This window comes from Roseovarius sp. (genome assembly GCF_965228755.1).
Lineage (GTDB): Bacteria > Pseudomonadota > Alphaproteobacteria > Rhodobacterales > Rhodobacteraceae > Roseovarius.
Genome location: NZ_CBDDIG010000004.1, coordinates 1 through 23,693 on the forward strand (window position 1 = coordinate 1; position 23,693 = coordinate 23,693).

Consider the following 23,693-nt stretch of genomic DNA (forward strand, 5'->3'; position numbering starts at 1 on the left):
CGACCCGCGCGTCGACCGGCGGGTCCGTGCCCGGCTGGCGCAGGGGCGGGCCCAGGGAGCCGGGGCGCGCGCCGCGCTCGAGGCGGCCCGGGCGACGGCCCGCCTGACCCTTGCAGACGAGTTGGGCGATGCCTGCATGGTCTTCCCGACCGTGCCGATCCCTCCGCCGCGCCTGGCCGACATGCAGGCCGACGATGCGGCATTCGCGCGTTGCAACACGCTGGTTCTGCGCAACACCATGCTGGGCAGCCTGCTCGACACGCCGGCCATCTCGGTGCCGTTCCATGGCGGCGGGGATCATCCGATCGGCCTGCAGTTTTCGATGGGGGCGGGCCGCGACCGGCCGCTTCTTGCGCTGGCGCGGGGCGTCGAACGGCAATTCCAGGACATGAGGTGAGCCAGATGACCAAGGAAATTCTTGTATCCTACGGCGTGGATTTCGACGCGGTGGCCGGATGGCTCGGCTCCTACGGGGGCGAGGATTCGCCCTGTGACATCTCGCGCGGTGTCTTCGCCGCGGAGCGCGGCGTGCCCCGGCTGCTCGAACTGTTCCGCCGCGAGGGTATTCGGGCCACCTGGTTCGTGCCCGGCCATTCGGCCGAAAGCTTTCCGCGCCAGACGCACGAGATCATCGAGGCCGGCCATGAAATCGGGCTGCACGGGTACAGCCACGAGAACCCGCTCGACATGAGCCGCGATCAGGAAGAGGCGGTGATGGCGCGGGCGCTGGAGATCCTCGTCGGGTTGACCGGCGCGCGGCCCCGCGGCTACGTGGCCCCCTGGTGGGAGTTCAGCCCGCGCACCGCAGAGCTGCTGCTGGCGCATGGTGTGGATTACGACCACTCCATGATGCACCGCGATTTCGAGCCCTACTGGCTGCCGGTGGGCGAGGACTGGACGAAGATAGATTTCAGCCGTCCGGCCGAGGCATGGATGAAGCCCTACACGCCCGGCAAACCCTCGGGGCTGATCGAGATCCCGGCCAGCTGGCTGCTCGATGACATGCCGCCGCAGATGTTCATCAAGAGCTATCCGAACAGCCACGGCTACGTCACCCCGCGCCAGGTCGAGGAGCTCTGGCGGGAACAGTTCGACTGGGTTTACCGCGAATACGATCACGCCGTCTTTCCGATGACCATTCACCCCGACGTGTCGGGCCGTCCGCAGGCGCTTTTGATGCACGAGAGGCTGATCGCCTATTTCCGCAGCCATCCGGGCGTGCGGTTCGTCACGCTGGGCGAGGTCGCCGACGACTTTGCCGCGCGGGAGCGGGCGGGGCGCGGCGTCGGGCCGGTCAGCATCGGGGCGGGCCCGTGATGGGGGCGCCGCGCGACACCATGTCGGCCGGCCCGGCCGCCCCTGCGGTGCATCGCGGGCGGGCCATGCTGCGGGTGCTGGGCACCTCGGTCAGCCTGATCGAGCCGATCAGGCGGCGGTGCGAGGACGACCTGGGCATCGACGTGGAGTTCATCGTCGAAGATGGCAAGAACGCCCAGCGGATCGCGGCACTGCATCCCGAAACCTTCGATATCTACGACCAGTGGTTCCACAATATCGACCTGGTCTGGCCGGCCCGGTCGATGCAGCCGGTGCGGCTGGACCGGATCGAGCGGTGGGACGAGGTGAACGATCTGCCCAAGCTGGGCCGGATCGACGAAGGGGCCGCGCCCGCACCGGGCGGGAACCCGGCGCAGCGGCTGTATGTCCAGCCGAACGGCGAACTGGCGAGCCTGCCCACCGACGAAATCTCCATGCTGCCGACCGTTCACAACGCCGACAGTTTTGCCGTGGCGGCCGACGATCCGCAGGCCGAACGTCCCGATGCGGCGCGGTCCTGGGCCTCGCTGCTGGCGCCGAGGTTCGAAGGGCGCGTTTCCGTGCAGAGCGATGCCGCGATCGGGCTGGTGGACCTGATCCTTGCCGCCCGCGCCGCCGGCTGGGCCGAGTTCGCCGACCCCGGTAACCTGACGCTCGAGGAGATAGATTACCTGCTGGGGCGGCTTGTCCACCTCCGCCGCCGCGGTCATTTCGCCGAGTTCTGGACCACCGAAGCCGAGGCCAGCGCCCTGCTGGGCGCGCGCCGCGTCAGCGTGTCGAGCATGTGGTGGCAGGGCGCCATCGCCCTGCGCCGGCGGGGCATCGCGGTGCGCATGGCGGACCCGGCCGAGGGGTTTCGCGGATGGTATGGCGGGCTGGCCCTGTCGCGGGCGCTGAACGGCCGCCAGCGCGACGTGGCCTATGCCTATCTCAACTGGTGGCTGGACGGGTACGCCGGCGCGATGATGACGCGCAACAACGCGCATATCTCCAATCCCGGAAGGGCCCGCGCCCACCTCCGGAGTGCCGAGTGGGATTACTGGTACGCCGGGCTGCCTGCCCGCGAAGACCTGCGCTGTGCCCAGGGCCGCGTCATCGTGCGGCGGGGCGATCGCTATCCGGGTGGCAGCTATACCGACCGGATGCGCCGGATCGCGATGTGGAACGTCGTCATGGACGAGCACAACTACCTCGTCCGGCGCTGGAACAAACTTCTCAATCCAAAAGGGTGAAACACAGGGAGGACCCGAAAATGACGGAACGAAAAACCTTGACCCGCAGGGGTTTGATGAAAGGCGCGGCCGCGGCGATGCTGGCCACGACCGGGCTGACGGGCCTTGCGCCGCGAAGGGCCGATGCCGGCACGACCGAGCTCAACATGCTGTCTTGGTACGGCCATGCCGAGCCCGAGATGATCGCCGCCTTCGAGGAACGGCACAACGTCCGGATCAACAAGAAATACTATGTCGGCGGTGACCAGATGCTGGCGCTGCTGGCGCAGTCGCCGCCGGGCACCTATGACATCGTGCTGAGCGACCGGGAATACATCGAACAGCTTGCGGCGGCCGAGATGATCGAACCGCTCGACCCGGCCGATTACCCGTTCGACGATTTCTTCCCCGAGTTCCAGAAGATGCCCGGCCACTGGCAGGGCGATACGCTGCTGTCGGTGATGATCCGCTTCGGCTATCTCGGGCTCTCCTACAACGAGGAGGCGCTCAGCCCCGAGGACGTGCGCAGCTACGAGATCCTCTGGAACGAGCGGCTGGCCGGCAAGGTCGGTCATTTCGACTGGCACCTGCCGAATTTCGGCACGGTCAGCAAGGCCCTTGGCCATGATGCGCCGTTCGACCTCGATGCCGGCCAGTGGCAGGCGGTGCAGGACCGGACCTTTGCCCTGAGATCGCAGGCGGCGGGGTTCTTCGACTATGGTGGCGTGCTGTCGTCGCTGCGCTCGGGGCAGGTGCTGGCGATGCCCGGTATCGGCGACTGGATCACCGGCGTGCTGCGGCGCGACGGGGCGCCGGTCACCACCGTCATTCCCGACGAGGGCGGGCTGTTGTGGGCCGAGTCCCTGTCGATCGGGCGCGGGTCGCGGCACCCGGAGCTGGCGCGGGAATTCATCCGCTACGTGCTGTCGCCCGAAGGGCAGGTGAAGACCGCGACGCTCGAGGCCTACCCGGCGCTGCTGCCGACGAAATCGGGCTGGACGGCGCTGGCCGACCGGAACCCGGAGGAGGCCGAACGCCAGGGCATGGTGCTGAACGGCGCGAACGCGCTGGACGTGCTGCGCGACGGGCGGATCAGCCTGCGCGCCCTGCCAGTGCAACAGTCGCTCGAGGACTGGAACGAGGCCTGGTCGACCTACAAGAACCTGTGAAACCGGCGCGGCCCCCGTGCACCGCTGCGCCGGGGCCGCGCGATCCGCCAATACCTGCATCTGTCGAGGAGGGCATCATGCACGCAACCAACGCCACCCTGCCGCCGGAGGAGCGCACCGCCCCGCCAGGAGCAGACGGCGCCATCTTCGCCCGGCTGTTTCGTTCCGCCCGGCTCTATGCCGGCAGCTTCGCGCTGCCCGTCCTTGTCTGGCAGCTGATCTTCTTCGTGGCGCCCCTGTGCTTCCTCGTGGCGATGAGCTTCTGGGTGGTGCAGTCCTACCGGCTGGTTCCCGATTTCGACACCGGCAACTGGGCAAGGGTGCTGGGCATGAAGGTGTTCTGGGATGCCTATGCGCGCACCTTCGCCATGGCGGCGGGCGCGGCGGCCCTGATCAGCGTGCTGGCCTTTCCGGTCACCTGTTTCCTGGCGTTCCGCCTGTCGCCCGCCGCGCGGCGGCTGGCGATGCTGATGCTGGTGGTGCCGTTCTTCACCAGCTACCTGGTGCGGGCCTATACCTGGCAGGTGTTCCTGGCCGATGACGGGATCGTCAACGCGGCGCTGACCGCGATCGGCCTGCAGGACCTGGCGATGCTGAACACCGTCTTCGGCACCTTCGTGGGCTACGTCACCCTGTGCCTGCCGCTGGTCATCCTGTTGCAGCTGATGAGCGTGGCAAGCGTCGACCGCACCTTGATCGAGGCGGCACGGAACCTGCGCTGCTCGCCGATGCGCACGGTCTTCCGGGTGGTCATTCCGGCAAGCCGCGTGGGCCTGACCCTCGGCGCCACTTTCTGCTTCATCCTCGTCTTCGGCGATTTCGTCAGCCCGACCTACCTTGGCGGCGGCAACGCACCGACGCTGGGCATCCTGATCACCGACTTCACCAAGGCCGGCAACCAGTGGCCGCGCGCCGCGGTGGTGGCGATCACCATGATCGCAACCCTTCTGACCGTCGCGTTCCTCGCCGTGCGCTTCGCCTACAGGAAAACGGGAGAGACGGCATGAAAACCGCATCCGCATGGAATGTGACCGGCCGGGCGCTCGGGCTTTACACCGTCCTTGCCTACGGCTTCCTGTTCGCGCCGATCTTGGCAAGCTTCGTCTTCTCGCTCAATGCCGCGCGGTTTCCGACGCTGCCGCTCGCCGGGTTCTCGACCCAGTGGTACGCGGCGGTCTGGGCCGACACGGCGGTCTGGCAGGCCTTCGGCAACTCGGCCCGGATCGCGCTCACCACGGGTGTGCTTGCCACCCTGTTCGGCTTCGGCGCGGCCTATACCGACTACCGCTACAATTTCATCGGCAAGTCCGCCTACCTTGCGATTGCGCTGCTGCCGCCGACGGTGCCGGTGATCATCCTGGGGCTGGCCATGCTGAGCTTCCTGTCGCGCATCGCCCTGTCGGGGCAGGTGGTCTCGGTGATCATCGCGCATGTGGTGCTGGCCACGCCTTTTGCCATGGCGGTGATCCGGCTGCGGCTGTCGCAGATGGACACCGCGCTCGAGGCCGCGGCGTGGAACCTGGGCGCGTCGCCCTGGCAATCGCTGCGGCACGTGGTGCTGCCCTTCGTCTGGCCGGCGCTGGTCTCGGCGCTGTTCCTGACGATGGCGGTTTCGTTCGACGAATATGCCATCGCGTGGTTCGTCTCGGGCCTGAACGAGACGGTGCCGGTGCGGATCCTGTCGATCCTGCAGGGCAGCGTCAGCCCCGAGATCAACGCCATCGGCAGCATCGTCTTCACCACGTCCATCTGTCTCGTGGTGCTGGCGCAGGTGATCTACCTGCGGTCCGCGCCGGCGAAGACGCAAGACACCAACTGAGAGGAAGCGACCATGACCCCCGTCCTTCAAATCGAAAACGTCACCAAGACCTTCGGCAATTTCACCGCCGTCTCCGACGTCTCGCTCGATATCGAGCCGGGCGAGTTCCTGGCCATCATGGGTTCCAGCGGATCGGGGAAATCGACCCTGCTGCGCCTGATCGCGGGGCTGGAGCAGCCCAGCAAGGGGCGCATCCTGCTCAACGGGGCCCCGACCGAAAACCTTGCCGTGCACGAACGGGTCACGCCGATGGTCTGGCAGAGCCTCGCGCTTTTCCCCTTCCTGACGGCGGTGGAGAATGTCGAGTTCGGCCTGCGGATGCAGGGGATCGGCAAAGCCGAGCGCCGGGCGCGGGCGATGACCTGGCTGGACCGGATGGAGATCGCGCATCTCGCGCAGCGCAATGTCGACGCGCTGTCCGGCGGCCAGCGTCAGCGCGTGGCGCTGGCCCGTGCGCTGGTGACGGAGCCGCCCGTGCTGTTGCTCGACGAACCGCTCAGCGCCCTCGATGCGCACCTGACCGTGCGGATGCAGTCGGTGCTGACGAACCTGCAGCGCGAGCTGGGGATCACCTTCATCTACGTCACCCACAGCCATTCCGAAGCCTTCGCCATGGCCGACCGCGTGGTCATCATGCGCGACGGGAAAATCGAGCAGATCGGCGCCCCGAAGGAGCTTTACCTGCGCCCGTCCTCGCGGTTCGTGGCCGAATTCCTGGGGTCGAACAATATCTTCTCGGGCACGCTCGAGGTCGATGCGGCCGGGCGGCGGGTGCTGAACACCGGCGACGGTCCGATCCGCATCCCCGGCGAGGGCGCGACCGATTCAGGGGCGCCCGGCGGGCCGGCCGATCTGGTGGTCTCGTCCGACCGGATGGTGATCGGCGAGGGGGCGGCGCTGGGCAACCGGCTGACCGGCCGGGTCGTGGGAGAGGAGTTCGTCGGATCGGGGATCAACCTGTTCCTCGAAACCAGCGCCGGCAGCGAGATCATCGTGCAGGTGCCGCAGCGAGAGATGGACCGGGTGACGATCTCGCCCGGCGACGACCTGACAGTGGGCTGGCCGGTGGAGGACGGGCACCTAATCTTCAAGGGGGAAGCCGGCCATGCATGATGCGTCGTCACGGTTTGATCCGGCCCGCCCGGACGGGCAGAACGCCACGCTGACCCTTGCGATTTCGGCCCACGGGCGCCCCGAGATCGGCGAGACCTATGACATCCCTGCGCGCTGTGGCCGTGCCGTGCTGCTGGAGGCGGGGGAGACCCTGTCGATCGTCAATCCCGGCGGCAGCCAGGTCTGCGATTTCTGGGCGTTCCGCGCCGATGACATGCGCGAGTTCCTGTCGATGGAGCATCTGCGCACGGCGCTGGGCCGGACGATCCCGCGGGCGGGCGACGTGCTGGTCAGCAATCGTCGGGCGCCGCTGATGCGCCTGGAGGCGGACAGTTCCCCGGGCGTGCATGACACGATCATCGCCGCCTGCGATGCGGAACGGTACTGGCAGCTCGGCGCCGAGGGGTATCACGACAACTGCACCGACAACCTGCGCATGGCGTTGCTGGCGATCGGGCGCGAGGCGCCGGAGATCCCGTCGCCCTTCAATATCTGGATGAACGTACCGGTCTTGCCCGACGGCTCCTTCGAATGGAGCGCGCCTGTAAGTGCGCCCGGGGATGTCATCGAACTGCGCGCGCTGGCCCGCTGTGTCGCGGTGATGTCCGCCTGTCCGCAGGACATGACGGCGGTCAACGGCGCGGCCCCGCCGGGGCCGCTGGCTTTCACCGTCACCGCGACGGGGGACGCGGCCACATGAGGCGCCGGGGCGTGCCGAGAGTGAGCCAGCCACCCGGGGCCGCGCACCGGGGTTGACTAAGTTCCGCCCCGTGGAATGATGTACGGCATGAAACCCTGCGAGCGCGCCTCGCGGTTTCGTGACCGTATGGAAATGGTGCCCCATGTATCTCAGAAACGCTCTCTACACATGCATGTTTGCCGGTGTCGTGGCCCTGTCTGCCGCCATCCTCGTGGTCCTTCCGGATTTCGCGAAGACCACCCAGAGGCAATCGCTTGAACGCGCGCTGACGGCGCGCTCCGCCTCGATGGCGCTCGAACTGGGGCGGCGATTGCATGCGGAATGGGAGGAGCTTGGCGTTCTCGCCGAGCAGATTTCGGGGATCGACCCGCAACTGGGGCGCGCGTTTCTCGAGGGGGTGGCCGGCAGCAAGAACGTCTCGTGGGCAGGCTTCGCCGGAACCGACGGAATCGTCCGCTTTGCCGCGGACGGTCTGCTCGAGGGCGAGTCGGTGGCGCAGCGCCCCTGGTTCGCGGCCGGCCTCAACGGCAGCTATGCCGGTGACGTGCACGAGGCCAAGCTGCTGCAATCCATCCTGGCGCCCGACGCGACGGACCCGCTGCGCTTCATCGACCTTGCCCGCCCCGTGAAGGACGATGCCGGCCGGGTGCGCGGCGTTCTGGCGGTGCATATCGACGCGGGCTGGCTGCAATCCTACCTCGCCGAAGCGGCTGCGACGCGCGAGATGGATATCTTCCTGATCGGGCCGGAAGGGCAGGTTTCCGTCTCGACCGCGCCGCTCGACGGCGAGGCCATGTCGGTAAGCGCCATCCGCTCGGCCAGCGCGGGGGCGGCGATGATCGGCGTCGAGGAATGGCCGGACGGCAACACCTACATGTCGGTCGTGCTGCCCGAGATCGCCTACCAGGACCTGCCCAGCTTCGGCTGGCGGATGGTGGCGCGGATCGACGTTGCGGATTTCGCGTTCACCCGGCACACGATCATGACGCACGGCCTGGCGCTGGGCCTCGCCGCGGCCGCCATCTTCGCGATTGTCTGTTTCATGTTCTCGACCGTCTTCCTGCAACCCCTGATCCGGCTGACGGACGTGGCCGACCGCATCAGCCGCGGCGAGGACGCATATCCGGAGGAAACGCGCAGCTCGGCCGAGGCCGCGAAACTGGCGGCCTCCCTGTCGCGGCTGAGCGATGCCCGGGCGGGGGACAGGGCCGGGGGCGATGCCGGCCCCGCCTAGCGGGTGAAGGCCAGGCGGCGGGCCAGGTCCCGCAGCAGGAGCAGGCTGCGCGCGCCGGCGATGCCGGGCACGTTGTCTTCGGCATAGAGCTTGAGGTCGAGCGCATCCGCCTGCTCCGGCGTGGTCAGAAGCTGCAGCCGCGAGCCGTCATGGGCGGCGCCGAGGCTTACCGCCTCCAGCGTGCCCACCTCCTCGATCCGCAGGCTCACGACCTGGCCTGCCGGCAATTCGAGCCCGCGCAGCCGCACGTCGCCGGTGGTCAGGGCGGTGATCCAGACCTGCCGCGCCTTGCCGTCGATGACGAGATCGGCCCGCTCCGGCGCGTCGGCCACGTGGCGCTCCTTGCGGGGCAGCTCGATGCAGACGATGATCGTGAAGGCCAGCACGAAGATGTTGTAGAGCGTCCAGAACAGCACCACCGCCTTGCCGTCGCCGGCATCGAAGAAGGCGAACCGGTCGCTGACCATGCCCAGCGTCAGGCCGGCCAGGGTCAGCAGCAGGATGATCACGAAGGGCGCCATCAGCTGCCACTGCACCTGGATCTTTGCCCTGTCGCCGCCCTTGGCCGTAACCTTGAACGGGTGGCCGTGGGGGCGGAACAGCCCGACAAGCGCGGCCCGGCTGATCTGGAAGGCGCCGACAAGCTGGCTGACATCGTTGATGATGGGCACGACGTTGCCCCTCGAGACATGGTTGAGCGCGACCAGTGTCCAGAGGTAGTAGACGCCGAAGTAGCTCAGCACGTCGGGCACGCGGGCATCGACCACGACGACGTTGAAGTACCAGTAAAGCAGCGGATAGACGAGCGCCGCGATGCGAAAGGGGAAGGTGGTGAGCCAGTAGATGCCCGCGTCCAGCACGCTCCACCGGTCGCGCGGGCGGATCTTCGATCGCGACAGGGGGCCGACATGGCTGCGCGCGATCTGCATCATGCCGAGGCACCAGCGTCCGCGCTGGGTAATGTATTCCTTGAGCCCCTCGGGCGCGAGCCCTTCGGTCAGCGCCTCGTTGAGGTAGACGGTGCGCCATCCCGCGTTCTGCAGCACCACCGTGAGCATGAAATCCTCGGTCACGCTTTCGGTGGGGAAGCCGCCGATATCCTGGATGGCCTTCCACCGCACCACCGAGGACGTGCCGCAGCAGAAGGCGATGTCCCAGGCATCCCGGCAGGCCTGCATCGTGTCGAAGAAGAAGCGCTGCTCGTCCGGGTAGGAGCGCGAGAGGTTCAGGTTGTGCTGGATCGGGTCCGCGTTGAAGAAATGCTGCGGCGTCTGCACGAGGCCGACGGTCGGGTCATGGAACAGCGCGAGCGTCCGGCTGATGAAGCCGCGATGCGGTACGAAATCCGCATCCAGGACGGCGATGAAATCCGGCGGATCATCCGCCATGACTTTTAGCGCGTGGTTGATGTTGCCTGCCTTGGCATCGCGGTTGTCGGGGCGGCGGATATAGTCGATGCCGCGTTTCTCGCAGTAATCGCGCAGCCAGTCGCGCTTGCCGTCGTCGAGGATGTGGATGGTCTTGTTCTCGTGGCGCAGGCCGAGCGCGCCCACGACGGTGCGGTCGAGCACCTCCTCTTCCTCGTTGTAGGTGGCGATCATGATCGCCACGCGGGGCGCGGGGCCCTCGCCCCACCAGCCGAGGTTTTGGGTCGCCTCCTCCTTCCGGTCCTTGGTGCGCGACAGCATGACGAAGGCCGAGATCGAGCCGAAGACCGCGGCCATTTCCAGTGCCAGAAGCGACCAGCTTGCCGCCCAGTCCCATGTCAGGCCGAGGGGCGCGACCGTTTCCGTGGCCCGCCACCAGATATACCGCAGCGCAAGCAGGACCGAGACCGCCAGAAGCACCGAGCGGTGCAGCGTGCGGCCCGGATCCGCAAAGACCGGCACGAGCAACGCCAGCCCCGCCACGAGCAGCAGATGCATGTAGCTTGCGCCGGTTTCGCCCAGGTAGAGCATGGCTCAGAGCCCGATGTTGCGAAGCCAGTCGAGCGGCCGGCGGTCAAAGAAGACCCGGCCGGTTCGGCCCACCGCACAGCGCAGGGTTTCGTCCGCGTTGAGCCCCGGCACCGAGAGCGCCACATCGTAGCGCTGCAGGTGGCGCTCGCTGGGCGCCACGGCCAGGTGCCGATAGATCGTGGCGGCCCCCGCCCCGGCGAGCCGGATGACCGTGCCCTCGAAATTCGGCCCGCCGCCCGCGGGCCGGAACACCGCCTCCTGTCCGACGGTCAGGCTGTTGTAGACCGCCTCGGTGACCGAGGCGGTCACGATCACCGACCGGCAATCGAGCAGTTTCGCCACCGGGTCGCCGCGCTGCACGTTGGTGCCCGAGGCCTCGAGCACCTCCCACAGGCGCCCGGCCACCGGCGAGCGGACCTCCACCGTGCCTGCGCGGTTCGTCTTCAGCCGCTCGGACTCGAGCCGTGCCGCATAGGCACCCCGACGCGCCTCCGCCTCGGCCAGCAGCGCGGACTGCGCGGCCAGTTCGCTTTCCAGCTCGGTGATCCGCTGCTGGGCATTCGGGGCATCGTTGTAGCCATCGCCCAGGAACGCTCCGTCCTCGGCAGAGGCAAGTTCATTCTCCAGTACCGCGATCCGTTCCCGGACGGCATTGATCCAAAGCTCCTGCAGCCCGACGGCGTCGGGTTCGGCCTCGCGCTCGACGCCGGCCTCGGCCGGGGGCGCGATGTCGAAGGCCGGCGGAAAATTGCCGTCCTCCAGCAGGGTCAGCCGCTCCCGCGCGAAATCGAGCCGCAGGCGAAGTTCGGCGATTCGCCGGGTGCGGTATGTCTGCGCGCGCGCCTCGAGCCTCTCGATGATCTTCGCGGTCTCGTCCCGCAGGCTGGTATGGCGCGCAATCGCGGCCTCTGCAAAGCTCAGCTCCATCACCAGGTCGTCCTGCCGAACCGCGTCGACCCGTTGATCCCGCACCGTCCCGAGAACCTCGCCCCTGTCGAACGAGGCGCCAAGGGGCCGCGCGCTCAGCTCAAGATCGCCGGCGATTGGGGTGCGGACGGTGACGAGCCGCGCGTTGATCGTCGCATCCGCGCTCGCGCCCGTGATCTGCTCGCCCACGATGACCCAGAGCGCAAGCGCCACCATCGCCAGGCCCAGTAACAGTCTCCAGAATATTTTCATTGTCCTGCTCGCATCCAACCTTGCCGGCAGCCCGGCGTGAAATCGCACCGCACAGTCGCTCCACCCATCCTATCGATAGTGCATCTGATCCGCCCGGTCCATGTGGTTCGAGACAGGTCAAGCGGGAACCGGCTATACCTGAGCTTGCAAAGAAGCTATGCTTCGTGTCAACGAAATGGGACGTAATCCGGCTCGCGTGACGGACCAAACCGGGCATGGTCTGCCGGACCGCCTACCGCACGCGGAACGCGGCGCCCGTTGCGACACGAGGAACAGGCAGGACAGGGCCATCGAGGTGACATATCGAAAGCGGCGCGCCACGCTCGCCATTGCCGCCATACCCGTGATGTTCGCGGCGACCGAGCTGCGGGCGGATGGCGAGTTCTTCCAGTTCGACACCGGTCCGGACACCACGACCGCGGTCGTTTCGGTCGAGCGCGGGCCGTTGGCCTTCGGGCTCGTCTACAGCGATTATACCGGGCCCGAAGACCTCAATCTTTCGGTCACCTACAAGTTCAACCTAGGCACGCCAGTCACTTTCCGCGCCGGCCCGACGCTTCAGCACGAAGGGCTCGACACCCTCAAGGGCGGGTTGCGGCTCGTGGCGGAGCATTACCAGCCCACGAGTTTCGGCAGCGTCTTCCTGCTGGGCGAATTCTCGACCATCGACCGCAGCTACTTCGCCCTGGCCGCCTTCGGCCTGCGCAACCCCAAGGTGACCTTCGAGCTCAGCCATCTCGGCGACGACGACGGCTTTCGCGACACGGTCGCCGCCCTGGCATTCGGGATCCCCAACACCAAGGCCAGCCTGCGCCTCGGCCACAAGATCGAGACCGACGAAACCTTCGTCGGCATTTCGGTCAACACGTTCTGAGCGCCGGCATTCCCGGGCGCGGCCCGGGCAAGGCGGGCCGTCGGTCGTCCGCTCCTCGTTCGTTGTCGGACCGCTTCCGCCCAATGATCCGCCGGTCCGCCGAACCGTCTTGACCCGGCACCGCGTTCCATGCTCCATGGCGCCGTCGGTTTTCCGAGAGGAAATGAAAAGGGAACACGGTGAGGCGTAGCCATCAGGCACCGAGACCGTGACTGCCCCCGCAACTGTGAGCGGTTAGCGACGCCGGACAACGTCACTGTTGCGCCCAAGCGCGACGGGAAGACCCGGCCAAGCGATGACCCGCAAGTCAGGAGACCTGCCGGCATGTCAACCGTAACACCGGGCGGGGTTGCCCGGGGGAAGGACTGCCGATGGACCGCCCGAACCGCCAGCCGCGCGCAATGCGCATCGCCACGCGCCACCTGTCGCTCCACGACCGCACCTCACCTGCCAGCCCGATTGCCCGGATTTCACCAATCCGGAGATCATGATGAAACACCTCTGTCCTGCGGCCGTCTTCGCCGCATGCCTGGGCCTTGCCGTGTCGGCCGCCCATGCGCAATCCACCAGCTACCCGCTCACCGTCGAGAATTGCGGCCGGCCCATCACCTTCGATGCCGCCCCTGAAACCGCGGTGACGGTGGGGCAGTCGGCCACCGAAACGCTCTACTCGCTGGGCCTCGCCGACCGTGTCGTGGGCACCTCGGTCTGGTTCAACCCGGTCCTGCCCGAATACGCGCAGGTCAACGAGGCCATCGAACGCCTCGCCGACAACGACCCCAGCTTCGAAAGCGTCGTCAACAAGAAGCCCGACCTCGTCGCCGTGCAGTATGAATGGCATGTGGGCCCCTCCGGCATCGTCGCCACCCGCGACCAGTTCCACGAGCTGGGCATTCCCACCTACATCATGCCCGCCGACTGCGACACCAAGGACAACACCACCGGCGGCGACGGCACCCGCACCGGGGCCTTCTCGACCGACTCGGTCTACAAGGGCATCCGCGAGCTGGCCGCGATCCACGACGTGCAGGCCGCCGGCGAAGAGCTGGTGCGCAAGCTTCAGGCGCGCGAGACCGCCGCCATCGACCTGGCCCGGTCGCTCGACCTGCCCGACGGCATCTCGGCCGCCTTCTGGTTCTCCTCCGCCGACCTGGAAATCGACCCCTACGTCGCCGGGCGCAAGGGCGCGCCGGGCTACATGATGGACAAGCTCGGCATCGAGAACGTCATCCAGTCGGACGAGGAATGGCCCACCGTGGGGTGGGAGACCATCGCCCGCGCCGATCCCACCGTGCTGGTCATTGCCCGGATGGACCGCCGCCGCTTCCCCGCCGACGACATCGAGAAGAAGATGGAGTTCCTGCGCACCGACCCGGTCGCCAGCCAGATGACGGCGGTGCGCGAGAACCGCATCGTGGTGATGGACGCCCACGCCATGAGCGCCACCATGCGCACCATCTTCGGGCTTGAAACCGTGGCCGAGGCGCTGGCCGGGTTCGATTTCGGCCAATGAGCGAGGCGATCGAGATCACGGCGCGCGGGCCCTTTCGCGCGGCATGGCACTGGGGGTGGATCGCGCCCCCGGTGCTCTTCGTGGTGCTGATCCTGGGCGCGGCCATCGGCGAAACCGCGATTCCCGTCACGACCGTGCTGCAGGTGCTGGGCAACAAGCTCTTCGGCCTTGGCTACGCGGTCGACCGGATCGACGCCGGCATCGTCTGGGAGTACCGGCTCAGCCGCGCCATGGTGGCGGCCTGCTGCGGGGCGGGGCTGGCGCTGTCGGGCGTGGTTCTGCAGGCGCTCCTGCGCAACGCGCTGGCCGATCCCTACCTGCTGGGCATCTCGGCCGGGGCCTCGACCGGGGCGGTGGCCGTCACCATCGCGGGCCTGGGCGCGGGGGCGGTTTCGCTGTCGGCCGGGGCCTTCGCGGGGGCTGCGCTGGCCTTCGTGATGGTCGCGGCGCTGGCCCGTGCCGCCGGTGGCGGGGCAGGGGTGCGCGCGGCCGGCGTCATCGTGCTGGCCGGCATCGCCGGCTCGCAGCTCTTCAACGCGCTCACCGCCTTCATCATCGCCAAGTCGGCCAATGCCGAACAGGCCCGCGGCATCATGTTCTGGCTGATGGGCAACCTCTCCGGCGTGCGCTGGGACGACGTCATCGTCGCCATCCCGGCGGTCGCGCTGGCGGTGCTCACCTGCCTCTGGCATGTCCGCGCGCTCGACGCCTTCACCTTCGGCACCGATAGCGCGGCCTCCCTCGGCGTCGCGGTGCGCCGGGTGCAGGTCACCCTGATCGGCATCGCCGCGCTGGTGACGGCGGCGATGGTCTCGATGGTGGGCTCCATCGGCTTCGTCGGCCTCGTCATCCCCCACGCCATGCGTTTCGTCGTGGGCGTCCGTCACGGGCGACTGGTCCCGGCCTCGGCGCTGGCGGGTGCGGTGTTCCTCATCGCCTGCGACGTGATCTCGCGCATCCTCGTGCCGGGGCAGGTGCTGCCCATCGGGGTGATCACCGCGCTGGTCGGCGCCCCCGCCTTCGCCCTGATCCTGATCCGTGGAAGAACCTCCCGATGAGCCTGAGTTGCCAATCCCTCGGCTGGTCCGTCCGCCGCCAGCCCATCGTGCAGGACATCACCCTCGACGTGCGGCGGGGCGAAACCCTCGGCCTGATCGGTGCCAACGGCTCGGGCAAATCCACCCTGCTGAAGATGCTCGCCGGCATCCGCACCCCCACCGCCGGCCGCGTCACGCTGGACGGGCGCGACCTCGCCTCCTATCCGCGACGGCAGATCGCGCAAAGCATCGCGCTGGTCGAGCAACAGGCCGAAACCGGCGACCGCATCACCGTGCGTGACGCCGTCGAACTGGGCCGCACCCCGTGGCTCTCGGCGCTCCGCCCCTGGTCGGAGGAGGACGAGGCCACCGTCGCCCGCGCCATCGCCGCGGTCGAGATGCAGGGCTTCGAGACCCGCCACTGGACCACCCTCTCCGGCGGCGAGCGCCAGCGCGTCCACATCGCCCGGGCGCTGGCGCAGGAGCCGCAGATCCTCCTGCTGGACGAACCCACCAACCACCTCGACATCCACCACCAGCTGTCCATCCTGTCGCTGGTCGCGCGCCTTCCCGTCACCAGCATCGTCGCCCTGCACGACCTCAACCAGGCGATGGAATGCGACCGGCTGGCGCTGTTGCAGAAGGGCCGCCTCGTCACCCTCGGCCCGCCCGAAGAGGTGCTGACCTGCGATCGCCTTGCCGACAGCTTTGCCGTCACCGCCAGCATCCTGACCGACCCGGCCGACGGCGCCCGCGTGCTGCGCTTCCACAAGCCCGCCTGATCCTTTGAAAGGCCCCCGATGAAACCGCTCCTCGCCCTCCTCGTCGCTCTGCCGTCCCTCGCCATGGCCGAGCTGCACGAGGTGAAGATGCTCAACCGCAACGCCACCGGCGCCATGGTCTTCGAGCCCGATTTCGTCGCCGCCCGACCGGGCGACACCATCCGCTTCCTCGCCACCGACCCCGGCCACAACGCGGCCTCCATCGCCGGCATGCTGCCCGACGGGGCCGGGCGGTTCATCGGCAGGATCGACGAGGAGATCGAGATCACTCTCGAGGCGGAAGGCCTCTATGGCGTGAAATGCTCGCCCCACGTCATGATGGGGATGGTGATGCTGATCCGGGTGGGCAACGCGCCATTGTCGCCCGACGCCCTGCCCCAAGACCTGCCCACCCGCGCCCGCGACCGGTTTCAGGCGATCCTCGCCCGCCAAACCGCCGACTGAGCGGCGCGCCCGGCCGCCCTGAAGGTAGGCCGCGTTCTGCGTCGCCTAGACGGCATCGTCCGCGGTGTCACCGAATCCCTCGGTCGATTGCCCGCCTCGTCCGCCCGTACCGAAATTGCACCGACGTGATACCGACAAAATACCGACGTTATACCGACGTTGGTTTTCCGCCCAAAAGGCCGGGCCGGATCCGCCGTGTCGCCAGCTTTCGGATACCGGTGACTTGTCATGTTATTTCATATCATGTACATCGGCATGAATGTTATAAGATAACACGGAGGCCCGGATGCTACGGCACGCTGCGACCGACACTCGCGTACCCGTAACCCTTCTCACGGGTTTCCTCGGCGCGGGCAAGACGACCGTCCTGAACCAGCTGCTGGCCAAGCCCGGCGCCGCGCGTGTCGCGGTCATCGTCAACGAGTTCGGCGAGGCCGGGCTCGACCACGACCTGATCGAAGCGGTCGACGAAGAGATCGTTCTGATGCAATCCGGCTGCCTGTGCTGTTCAGTCCGCGGCGACCTCAGCCGCGTGATCGGCGATCTGTTGGCGCGGCGCGCGGCCGGCACGCTCGACTTCACCCGCGTGGTGATCGAGACGACCGGGCTCGCCGATCCGGGGCCGATCCTGCAGACTTTCAATGTCGATCCGGCCCTTGCCGGACAGGTGCGGATGGACGGGGTGGTGACGGTCGCGGATGCCGCGACGGGGCCGGGAACGCTCGACCGGCAGTTCGAGGCCGTGTCGCAGATCGCGATGGCCGATCTTGTCATTCTCAGCAAGGCAGACCTTGTCACGCCAGAGGCCGCCGCGCGTTTCGAGACGCGGATTGCCGGGCTCAAGCCGGCCGCGCGAATCCTGCGGGCGGTGCGGGGACAGGTGCCGGAAGGCTCGCTCTGGGGGCTGTCGGCGCTGAGGCCGGGGGCGAAGCCCGAGGATGCGATGGCGTGGCTGTCGCGGCCGGAGCCCGTGACGGACCCGCTGGCCAACCTGTCGGGCCTGACTCGCCGGATGGAAAGCAAGCCGCACCACTCACCGCACGATGACCGGATCGGCTCGGCCTCCGTTGTGCTGGACGAGCCGGTTCCCGACGTCGCCTTCGACCTCTGGCTCGAAAGCCTCGTCGCGCTGCGCGGGCCGGACATCCTGCGGATCAAGGGCATCGTGCATATCGAGGGCCTGCCGAAACCCTTCGTGTTCCACGGGGTCCAGCATGTCTTCGACCCGCCCGTGGCCGTCGAAAACTGGCCCGGCGGCGATACGCAATCCCGGATCGTGGTGATCGCCCGCGACATCACCCGGCCGGAGCTTCAGCAAAGCCTCGACAACCTGCGCTCGCGCTTGCCGCGCGTGGCTGGAACCGAAACCAAAGAAGAGGGCCTCATGCCATGACCGATACCAGACTTCCCGTGACCGTGCTTTCCGGCTTCCTCGGCGCCGGCAAGACCACGCTTCTGAACCGCGTGCTCAACAACCGCGAGGGGCGGCGCGTTGCCGTGATCGTCAACGACATGTCCGAGGTGAACATCGACGCCGATCTCGTGCGCGCCGATACCGAGCTGTCGCGGACGGACGAGACGCTGGTGGAGATGTCGAACGGCTGCATCTGCTGCACCCTGCGCGACGACCTGCTCGACGAGGTGCGCCGCCTCGCCGCCGCCGGGCGGTTCGACTACCTGCTCATCGAATCCACCGGCATATCCGAGCCGCTGCCCGTGGCCGCGACCTTCGACTTCCGCGACGAATACGGCGACAGCCTGTCCGACGTGGCCCGGCTCGACACGATGGTCACGGTGGTCGACGCGGTGAACCTGCTGAACGATTACGCCAGCCACGATTTCCTCCGCGACCGGGGCGAGACCATGGGAGAGGCCGACGAGCGCACGCTGGTGCACCTGCTGACTGACCAGATCGAGTTCGCCGACGTGGTGATCCTCAACAAGGTGGCCGATGCCGGGCCGGAGAAGACCGACGCCGCGCGCAAGATCATCCGCAGCCTGAACGCCGATGCGCGGATCATCGAGACGAACCACGCGAACGTGCCGGCGGGCGAGATCCTCGATACCGGGCTTTTCGATTTCGAGAAGGCGCACGAGCACCCGATGTGGGCCAAGGAGCTCTATGGCTTCGCCGACCACGTGCCCGAGACCGAGGAATACGGGGTCAGCTCCTACGTCTTCCGGGCGCGGCGGCCGTTCGATCCGCAGGGGATCCATGACGTGCTGAACGGGCCGCTGCCGGGGGTGATCCGCGCCAAGGGGCATTTCTGGATCGCCACCCGGCCCGAGTGGGTGGCCGAGTTCTCGCTGGCGGGCAGCCTGTCGACCGTCGCGCCGCTGGGCACATGGTGGGCCTCGGTGCCGAAGGAACGCTGACCCGATCACCCGCAGGCACGCAGCTACCTGGCGAACCACTGGCAGGAGCCATGGGGCGACCGGCGGCAGGAGATCGTCTTCATCGGCGCCGGGATCGACTGGCCGGCGCTGAAGCGGACACTGGAGTCGGTGCTGGTGCCGGAAGAGCGCGCGCCGGGCCCCGACGCGCTGCCCGACCTGGCCGATCCCTTCCCGCAATGGCGCCGGTCGGAGGCGGCATGACCCTGGTTCGGACCGTCGCGGAGCAGGTGGTTGCCGGGCTGGAAATCGTCCATCGGACCGAGGACCTCGAGGTCATCCGGCAGGACGGTGTGGCGGCCGCACTATGGCACCGCACGCCCTTGCCGACGTTCCAGACATGGCTCGACGGGCTGCATCCGGATCACCTGCCATCGGCCCGCGTCATCTTGCGCCCGGCTCAGGTGCGTGCCGCCGTGGCATCCCTCTGCGACGGCGCAGGCACACCGCCCGGGCCGGAGCGCGACCTGCTGGTCGACGACATCGCGGCACTGGCCGACATCTTCGCGCCCCTTGCGAAAGCCCCCTATCTGCGACTGCGGCTCGACTGGGTGAGCGGCAACGCCTGCGGCCGGTTCCATGTCGACGCGGTGACGACCCGGTTGATCTGCACCTATCGCGGGACGGGCACGGAATATGGCGAAGGGCAGGGGGGTGACGCGCCGCGCGAGGTTTTCAATGCGCCCACGGGGGCGCCGCTTCTCCTGCGCGGCAAGCTCTGGCCCTACGGTGGGGGCGGCGGTGTTCTGCACCGCTCCCCGCCGATCGACGGAACTGGCGAAACCCGGCTCGTGCTGGTGCTCGACCCGGTCGCTTGTCCGGAGGCGCGATGATGAGCAACCTCGGTGCCACATCCCTGAACCGCCAGCGGCGCGCCCGCGAACCGATGCGCGAGTTTGACCGGCTGCCCCCGCATCTGCGCCAATGGCTGGCACAGGCGGCCCTGCCGTGGTCGCCTGCCTCCTGCCGAAAGATCTGGCGCGCGGCGGAGGCGGAGGGGGCCAGTGTCGGCGACGTGCTTGCGAGGCTCGAACGGGCCGAGCAGAAGACACTGGCAAGAATTGGCCACCCTGAGTCCCGCCTGCCTCGCCAAGACCAATTGCGCCGCAGGAAAGATATGTTATAAGCTAACAAGATCGGGTTGGCAGGTGGAAAACGATGAATGTGGAAGGGGCGGGTCGCCAGGATCATAACCTGAAGCTGCACGGAAAAATCCACCGCCCGATGCTCGCTTGCGACACCCTGCGGGTGAGCGCCTGACCCCATAGCATCCCTGATCCCTATCAGAAGGACATGACATGAAACGCACGACGCTTGCCATCTTTGCCGCAACCATGGCCACCCCGGCGGTGGCGGAGGAGACACGCGGGATGGGGGCGCATGTGCATGGCGTCTCGACCGTCGAGATCGCCGTGGAGGATGGGGTGCTGGAACTCGACCTGCGCGCGCCGGGCATGGATATCGTGGGGTTCGAGCACGAGGCGACCTCGCCCGGGGACAAGGACGCCGTCGAGGACGCGATCCGGGTGTTCCTGTCGCCCGAGGATATCGTCACGCTTCCGGAAGGGGCAGGCTGTCGGTTGACGGAGGTACTGGCGCATTTGCATTCGGGCGGGGATGACCATGGGCATGATCACGGCCGTGCCGGGGAAGAGGGACATGATCACGACCATGGCGAGGGTGAAGATCACGATCATGAGCATGAGCATGAGGAGGGTGGGGATCACGACCACGACTCCGAGCACGTCCATGCCGACGGCGAGGATCACGCCCATGACCGTGGCGCGGGGCATAGCGAGTTCCATGTCCGCTACCGGTTCACCTGCGAGGACGGGGCGGCGCTGACCTCGGTCGGGTTCCCGATGTTCGGCCAGTTCGAGAATGCCGGGAAGATCGAGGTGCAATACGTGACCGGCACCGGTGCCGGGGCTGCGGAGCTGACCCGGGGGTCGGCGGTGCTGACCTTCGAATGACGCCCGAGGCGCCGGCGCTGTCCCTCAAGGACGTGCGGTTCCGCTGGCCGGGGCGCGCGTCGTTCGGGCTGTCGGTGGCCGAGTTCCGGGTGGCGCCGGGGGAAAGCGTGCTGCTGATCGGGGAGAGCGGATCGGGGAAGTCGACGCTGTTGTCGCTGATCTGCGGGATCGTGACGGCGGAGGCCGGGCAGGTATGTGTCGGGGGCACCGATATCGCCGCGTTGCGGGCCGGGGCGCGGGACCGTTTCCGGGCCGAGCGGATCGGGGTGATCTTCCAGCAGTTCAATCTTCTGCCATATGCCTCGGTGACCGACAACATCCTGTTGCCGCTGCGGTTCGCGCCAGAGCGGCGCAGGCGCGTCGCGGATACCCGCGCCGAGAGCGCGCGGCTGTGCGCGGCGCTGGGCTTGGCCGAGGATATTCCGGGCACCGCCGCCGGGCGGCTGTCGGTCGGGCAGCAGCAGCGGGTTGCCGTGGCGCGGGCGCTGATCGGGGAGCCGCCGCTGATCGTGGCGGACGAGCCGACATCGGCGCTGGATGCCGCCACGCAGGACAGTTTCCTCGGGCTCTTGTTCGGGCAGGTCGCGGCGACCGGGTCGTCGCTTCTGATGGTCAGCCATGACGAGCGGCTGGGCGGGCGGTTCGACCGGGTCGTGCCGCTGGCCGAGATCGCCCGGGCGGAGAGGCGGGCGGCATGATCCTGCGGCTGGCCATCGGCTCGCTTCTGGCGCGGGCGCTGACCGTGGGGATGACGGTGCTGGCGATTGCCCTGTCGGTGGCGCTGTTCCTCGGGGTCGAGAAGGTGCGCACCGGGGCGAAGGCGAGCTTTGCCGACACGATTTCGGGCACCGACCTGATCGTGGGGGCGCGGTCGGGGTCGGTGCAGTTGCTGCTGTACTCTGTCTTCCGGATCGGCAATGCGACCAACAACGTGACATGGGAAAGCTACCTGGATATCGCCGCGCGGCCCGAGGTGGACTGGATCGTGCCGATCTCTCTGGGTGACAGCCACCGGCAGTTCCGGGTGATGGGAACGACGCCGGCGTTCTTCGAGCATTACAAGTATCGCGGTGGGCGGTCGCTGGACCTGTCCGGGGGACACGGGCTGGAGGATCTCTATGACGCGGTGATCGGGGCCGAGGTGGCCGAGACACTGGGCTACGCGGCGGGCGACCCGATCGTGGTGTCGCACGGTCTGGCGTCCTTCACCGACCATGACGACCAGCCCTTCCGCGTGGCCGGCATCGTCGCGCGGACGGGCACGCCGGTCGACCGGACGGTGATCGTCAGCCTCGAGGCGATCGAGGCGATCCATGTCGACTGGCGTTCCGGCGCCAAGATCCCGGGGCGGACCACGCCGGTCGAGCAGATCCGGCAGATGGACCTGACACCCAAGGCGGTGACGGCGGCGCTGGTGGGGGTGGAATCGCGGCTGCAGGTCTTCGGGTTGCAGCGGTGGATCAACGAATATCCCGAGGAGCCGCTGCTGGCGGTTCTGCCGGGCGTGGCGCTGCAGGAGCTGTGGCAGATCGTGGGCGTGGCGGAGACCGCGCTGCTGGCGGTGTCGGCGATGGTGGTGGTGACGGCCCTGCTGGGGATGATGGCGATGATCTTCTCCTCGCTGAACGAGCGGCGGCGGGAAATGGCGATCTGGCGGGCGATGGGGGCGCGGCCGGCGACGATCCTGGGGCTGCTGGTGCTGGAGGCGGCGCTGATGGCGGCAGCGGGGGCGGTTCTGGGGCTGGGGCTGCTTTATGGCGGGCTTGTCATCGCGCAGCCGCTGGTCGACAGCGCCTTCGGCCTGTGGCTGCCGATCGGGCTGCCGGATGGGCGGGAACTGGCCGTTCTCGCAGGTGTGATCGTGGCGGCAGGGTTTGTAAGCCTGTTGCCGGCACTGAGGGCCTATCGCCTGTCGCTGGCCGATGGCATGATGGTGAGGATATGACGCAGAGCTTCCTTTCCCGCCGGGCGTATCTTGCGCTGATGGCCGCCGCTGCCGCCCTGCCGGGGCGGGCGGTGGCGAGCGGGTTTCGCGAGATCACCTGGGAAGACCTGATCCCGCCGGGCGTGCCCTATGGCGAGATCGTAGGCCTTGGCCAGATCGACGAGGCCAACGACACCTGGAACCCGGAATACGACGCCAACGGGAAGAAGGTGAACACGCGGCTCAACGGCAAGGCGGTGAAGCTGCCGGGGTTCATGATCCCCTTCGACGTGACCTCGGCGGGGGTGACCACCTTCATGCTGGTGCCATATGTCGGTGCTTGCATCCACACGCCGCCGCCGCCGCCCAACCAGCTTGTCTTCGTGACCACGGCGCGGCCGTGGCCGGGCGACCGGATGTGGGATCCGGTCTGGGTCTACGGGCGGTTGTCGGCGCAGCCGCTGACGACGCAGATCGCCGACGTGGGTTACCGGATGACGGCGCAGAAGATCGAGGCCTACGAATGGTAGCGTACCGTCCCACACGTCGCGCCATACTCGGGGGGCTGGCCGTGCTGGCCACTGCCGGCCCGGGCCTGGCGGAAACCATCGTCGACCTTGGCTGGAAAGACCTGCTGCCCGAAGGCGAAACCCCGGTGCCACCGGACCTTCAATCGCTTCTGCCGCACGACGAGAGCGCGATGGCGGCCGGCCAGCCGGCTTCCTCCGGCGTCAGGACTGACTGGAACGGGCAGATCGTGCGGATGTCGGGGTTCATCGTGCCCATTGACTTCGACGGCAGGGGCGTGACCGCCTTCATCCTCGTGCCTTATGTCGGCGCCTGCGTGCACGTGCCGCCGCCGCCCGCGAACCAGCTGGTGCTGGTCACGGCGAGCGAACCTTACCCGTCGGATCGCTTGTTCGAAGCGGTCACGGTGACAGGCATGTTCGGAACTGCGGCCACCTCCACGCAACTGGCCGATATCGGTTACGCGCTCTCGGCGGAAGACATCGAGCCTTTCCGGTATTGACCCCCTGATATCGCAACCTCTG

General features: G+C 67.9%; 23 protein-coding genes, 2 pseudogenes and 1 riboswitch. Of the genes and pseudogenes, 23 read left to right on the top strand and 2 right to left on the bottom strand.

The genetic code is table 11. From position 1 onward, the window contains the following. From ACO07J_RS02265 to ACO07J_RS02305, 9 genes and pseudogenes are all read left to right on the top strand, one after another. Nucleotides 1-397, top strand: a pseudogene (locus ACO07J_RS02265) (hypothetical protein); the annotation flags it as partial. A gap of 5 nt (nucleotides 398-402) precedes the next feature. Beyond that, nucleotides 403-1,317, top strand: coding sequence for a polysaccharide deacetylase family protein (locus ACO07J_RS02270; RefSeq protein ID WP_422025896.1), 915 nt, complete (start codon nucleotides 403-405; stop codon nucleotides 1,315-1,317). Continuing rightward, a complete protein-coding gene (locus ACO07J_RS02275) occupies nucleotides 1,317-2,549 on the top strand; it encodes an ABC transporter substrate-binding protein (RefSeq protein ID WP_422025898.1) in 1,233 nt (410 codons plus the stop codon). The genes ACO07J_RS02270 and ACO07J_RS02275 overlap by 1 nt, the downstream gene beginning before the upstream one ends. Nucleotides 2,550-2,605: 56 nt before the next feature. Further along, nucleotides 2,606-3,697, top strand: coding sequence for a polyamine ABC transporter substrate-binding protein (locus tag ACO07J_RS02280; RefSeq protein WP_422025900.1), 1,092 nt, complete (start codon nucleotides 2,606-2,608; stop codon nucleotides 3,695-3,697). Between the two features lie 77 nt (nucleotides 3,698-3,774). Beyond that, a complete protein-coding gene (locus tag ACO07J_RS02285; RefSeq protein WP_422025902.1) occupies nucleotides 3,775-4,704 on the top strand; it encodes an ABC transporter permease in 930 nt (309 codons plus the stop codon). Then, nucleotides 4,701-5,516 (top strand): ABC transporter permease, encoded by an 816-nt coding sequence (locus ACO07J_RS02290; RefSeq protein WP_422025904.1) that lies wholly within the window; start codon nucleotides 4,701-4,703, stop codon nucleotides 5,514-5,516. The genes ACO07J_RS02285 and ACO07J_RS02290 overlap by 4 nt, the downstream gene beginning before the upstream one ends. A 12-nt stretch (nucleotides 5,517-5,528) precedes the next feature. Beyond that, nucleotides 5,529-6,629, top strand: coding sequence for an ABC transporter ATP-binding protein (locus tag ACO07J_RS02295; RefSeq protein ID WP_422025906.1), 1,101 nt, complete (start codon nucleotides 5,529-5,531; stop codon nucleotides 6,627-6,629). Beyond that, nucleotides 6,622-7,329: a DUF1989 domain-containing protein gene (locus ACO07J_RS02300; protein ID WP_422025908.1), complete on the top strand. Its 708-nt coding sequence runs from the start codon at nucleotides 6,622-6,624 to the stop codon at nucleotides 7,327-7,329. The genes ACO07J_RS02295 and ACO07J_RS02300 overlap by 8 nt, the downstream gene beginning before the upstream one ends. Nucleotides 7,330-7,471: 142 nt before the next feature. Beyond that, nucleotides 7,472-8,563, top strand: coding sequence for a cache domain-containing protein (locus tag ACO07J_RS02305; protein WP_422025910.1), 1,092 nt, complete (start codon nucleotides 7,472-7,474; stop codon nucleotides 8,561-8,563). Here the strand turns inward: ACO07J_RS02305 and ACO07J_RS02310 are convergent. Continuing rightward, on the bottom strand, nucleotides 8,560-10,521 hold the full coding sequence (locus ACO07J_RS02310) for a glycosyltransferase (RefSeq protein ID WP_422025912.1): 1,962 nt from the start codon (nucleotides 10,519-10,521) through the stop codon (nucleotides 8,560-8,562). The genes ACO07J_RS02305 and ACO07J_RS02310 overlap by 4 nt on opposite strands. A gap of 3 nt (nucleotides 10,522-10,524) precedes the next feature. Then, nucleotides 10,525-11,700 carry an HlyD family efflux transporter periplasmic adaptor subunit gene (locus ACO07J_RS02315; RefSeq protein WP_422025914.1) on the bottom strand — a complete coding sequence of 392 codons (1,176 nt, stop codon included), beginning with the start codon at nucleotides 11,698-11,700 and terminating at the stop codon, nucleotides 10,525-10,527. 295 nt (nucleotides 11,701-11,995) lie between these two features. On the opposite strand from ACO07J_RS02315, the gene ACO07J_RS02320 reads away from it, so the two are divergent. From ACO07J_RS02320 to ACO07J_RS02385, 14 genes and pseudogenes are all read left to right on the top strand, one after another. Next, nucleotides 11,996-12,574: a hypothetical protein gene (locus tag ACO07J_RS02320; RefSeq protein WP_422025916.1), complete on the top strand. Its 579-nt coding sequence runs from the start codon at nucleotides 11,996-11,998 to the stop codon at nucleotides 12,572-12,574. Nucleotides 12,575-12,703: 129 nt separating this feature from the next. Then, nucleotides 12,704-12,912, top strand: a riboswitch (cobalamin riboswitch). 152 nt (nucleotides 12,913-13,064) lie between these two features. Next, on the top strand, nucleotides 13,065-14,087 hold the full coding sequence (locus ACO07J_RS02325; protein ID WP_422025918.1) for an ABC transporter substrate-binding protein: 1,023 nt from the start codon (nucleotides 13,065-13,067) through the stop codon (nucleotides 14,085-14,087). After that, nucleotides 14,084-15,145, top strand: a complete 1,062-nt coding sequence (locus tag ACO07J_RS02330) for a FecCD family ABC transporter permease (protein WP_422025920.1) — start codon at nucleotides 14,084-14,086, stop codon at nucleotides 15,143-15,145. Before ACO07J_RS02325 ends, ACO07J_RS02330 begins: the two co-directional genes overlap by 4 nt. Further along, the gene (locus ACO07J_RS02335) at nucleotides 15,142-15,906 is read left to right on the top strand and encodes an ABC transporter ATP-binding protein (protein ID WP_422025922.1); all 765 of its coding nucleotides are present in this window, start codon (nucleotides 15,142-15,144) and stop codon (nucleotides 15,904-15,906) included. The genes ACO07J_RS02330 and ACO07J_RS02335 overlap by 4 nt, the downstream gene beginning before the upstream one ends. Nucleotides 15,907-15,924: 18 nt before the next feature. Further along, nucleotides 15,925-16,350 (top strand): pseudoazurin, encoded by a 426-nt coding sequence (locus ACO07J_RS02340; protein WP_422025924.1) that lies wholly within the window; start codon nucleotides 15,925-15,927, stop codon nucleotides 16,348-16,350. A gap of 286 nt (nucleotides 16,351-16,636) precedes the next feature. Then, complete coding sequence (locus tag ACO07J_RS02345) at nucleotides 16,637-17,743, top strand: CobW family GTP-binding protein (RefSeq protein WP_422025926.1); 1,107 nt, start codon at nucleotides 16,637-16,639, stop codon at nucleotides 17,741-17,743. Beyond that, nucleotides 17,740-18,948: pseudogene (locus ACO07J_RS02350) on the top strand (GTP-binding protein). The gene ACO07J_RS02345 and the pseudogene ACO07J_RS02350 overlap by 4 nt, the downstream one beginning before the upstream one ends. Then, entirely contained in the window at nucleotides 18,945-19,577 is a 633-nt protein-coding gene (locus ACO07J_RS02355; protein ID WP_422025928.1) for a DUF1826 domain-containing protein, read from the top strand. Before ACO07J_RS02350 ends, ACO07J_RS02355 begins: the two are co-directional and overlap by 4 nt. Further along, nucleotides 19,574-19,870, top strand: coding sequence for a DUF6525 family protein (locus ACO07J_RS02360; RefSeq protein WP_422025930.1), 297 nt, complete (start codon nucleotides 19,574-19,576; stop codon nucleotides 19,868-19,870). The genes ACO07J_RS02355 and ACO07J_RS02360 overlap by 4 nt, the downstream gene beginning before the upstream one ends. A 172-nt stretch (nucleotides 19,871-20,042) precedes the next feature. Further along, nucleotides 20,043-20,717 carry a zinc uptake protein ZrgA gene (gene zrgA, locus ACO07J_RS02365; RefSeq protein WP_422025932.1) on the top strand — a complete coding sequence of 225 codons (675 nt, stop codon included), beginning with the start codon at nucleotides 20,043-20,045 and terminating at the stop codon, nucleotides 20,715-20,717. Further along, the gene (locus ACO07J_RS02370; protein ID WP_422025934.1) at nucleotides 20,714-21,415 is read left to right on the top strand and encodes an ABC transporter ATP-binding protein; all 702 of its coding nucleotides are present in this window, start codon (nucleotides 20,714-20,716) and stop codon (nucleotides 21,413-21,415) included. Before zrgA ends, ACO07J_RS02370 begins: the two co-directional genes overlap by 4 nt. Beyond that, nucleotides 21,412-22,662, top strand: coding sequence for an ABC transporter permease (locus ACO07J_RS02375; protein ID WP_422025936.1), 1,251 nt, complete (start codon nucleotides 21,412-21,414; stop codon nucleotides 22,660-22,662). Before ACO07J_RS02370 ends, ACO07J_RS02375 begins: the two co-directional genes overlap by 4 nt. Further along, nucleotides 22,659-23,171, top strand: a complete 513-nt coding sequence (locus ACO07J_RS02380; RefSeq protein ID WP_422025938.1) for a DUF3299 domain-containing protein — start codon at nucleotides 22,659-22,661, stop codon at nucleotides 23,169-23,171. The genes ACO07J_RS02375 and ACO07J_RS02380 overlap by 4 nt, the downstream gene beginning before the upstream one ends. 41 nt (nucleotides 23,172-23,212) lie before the next feature. Next, nucleotides 23,213-23,671, top strand: a complete 459-nt coding sequence (locus tag ACO07J_RS02385) for a DUF3299 domain-containing protein (RefSeq protein WP_422025940.1) — start codon at nucleotides 23,213-23,215, stop codon at nucleotides 23,669-23,671. Nucleotides 23,672-23,693: the final 22 nt, after the last annotated feature.